The sequence below is a fragment of the Streptomyces sp. NRRL WC-3549 genome, assembly GCF_000721935.1.
Lineage (GTDB): Bacteria > Actinomycetota > Actinomycetes > Streptomycetales > Streptomycetaceae > Streptomyces.
Genome location: NZ_KL585426.1, coordinates 29,040 through 30,599 on the forward strand (window position 1 = coordinate 29,040; position 1,560 = coordinate 30,599).

2 protein-coding genes are annotated in these 1,560 nt (G+C 73.5%); one reads left to right on the forward strand and one right to left on the reverse strand.

The window, feature by feature from the left end; translation table 11 throughout:
• Positions 1–287: FAD-dependent oxidoreductase (locus tag IH13_RS0128515; protein WP_158791373.1), on the reverse strand; the 287-nt coding region annotated here is incomplete at its 3' end.
• 115 nt (positions 288–402) lie between these two features.
• On the opposite strand from IH13_RS0128515, the gene IH13_RS0128520 reads away from it, so the two are divergent.
• The coding region (locus IH13_RS0128520; RefSeq protein WP_031088879.1) for an ATP-binding cassette domain-containing protein at positions 403–1,560 on the forward strand (1,158 nt) is incomplete at its 3' end.

The following is a 1,560-nucleotide window of genomic DNA, read 5'->3' on the forward strand; positions in this document are numbered from 1 at the left end:
AGCCGCTCGCCCCCGTGCGTCCCGGCGGCCATCCGCACACCGGTCTCCCCGGGGGACGACGCCATCTCCTCGTACACCCGCAGCGTCTCCAGCGACCAGTCGCCGACCAGGGCCTCGGGCTCGATCCGGTACGGCCACCAGAGCGCACCGGCCACCGCCGAGGTCGTGTCCGCTGCCGGGTCCCTCGACCACACCCGCACCCGGTGGCCGCGCTCGGCCAGCACCAGAGCGGTGGCCAGCCCGCTGACCCCACCGCCCACCACGACCACGTCCGCCATCCTGCTCATCCCCGCCGCTCCCCTCGCCGTACGCCGTCCCGTTCCGCCGGTTCCCGGGCGCCGCGTGCGGGCGGCCCGGGGCCGTGCCCCGGCGACCCGCCGGTTCGCCTAGGATCTCACCCTGATGACTGCCACCCTCGTCGCCAAGGACCTCGCCGCCGGACACGGCGACCGCACCCTGTTCACCGGGCTCGACCTCGTCGTCGCGCCCGGGGACGTGATCGGGCTCGTCGGGGCCAACGGAGCCGGGAAGTCCTCGCTGCTCCGCCTCCTCGCCGGACTCGACCGCCCGGAGGACGGCGAGCTGCGGCTCTCCCCGCCCGGCGCCACCGTCGGACACCTCCCGCAGGAGCCCGAGCGCCGCGAAGGCGAGTCCGTACGGGACTTCCTCGCCCGCCGTACCGGCGTCGCCGACGCCCAACGGGCGATGGACACCGCGACCCAGGCCCTGGTCGACCAGACGCCCGGTGCGGACGATGCCTACGCCGAGACCCTGGAGCGCTGGCTCGCCCTCGGCGGCGCCGACCTGGACGAACGCGCCGAGGGCGTCGCCGCCGAACTCGGCCTGACCGTGGGCCTCGACCTGCCGATGACGGCCCTCTCCGGCGGCCAGGCCGCCCGCGCCGGACTGGCCTCGCTGCTGCTGTCGCGCTATGACGTCTTCCTGCTCGACGAACCCACCAACGACCTGGACCTGGACGGCCTGGAGCGTCTGGAGCGCTTCGTGTCCGGACTGCGCGCCGGGACCGTCGTCGTCAGCCACGACCGCGAGTTCCTCATGCGCACGGTCACCAAGGTGCTCGAACTCGACCTCGCCCAGCAGCAGATCAACCTCTACGGCGGTGGTTACGCCTCCTACCTGGAGGAGCGCGAGCGCGCCCGCGCCCACGCCCGCGAGGAGTTCGAGGAGTACGCCGACAAGCGCTCCACACTGGAGAGCCGCGCCCAGATGCAGCGCGGCTGGATGGACAAGGGCGTCAAGAACGCCCGCCGCAAGGCCACCGACAACGACAAGATCGGCCGCAAGTTCCGCAGCGAGGCCAGCGAGAAGCAGGCCGCCAAGGCCAAGCAGACGCAGCGCATGATCGAGCGCCTCGACGTCGTGGAGGAGCCCCGCAAGGAATGGGAGCTGCGGATGGAGATCGCCTCCGCACCGCGCTCCGGGTCGGTGGTCGCCACCCTGCGCGACGCCGCCGTCGTCCGGGGCGACTTCTCCTTCGGCCCCGCCACCCTGCAGATCGACTGGGCGGACCGGGTCGCCATCACCGGCGCCAACGGCTCG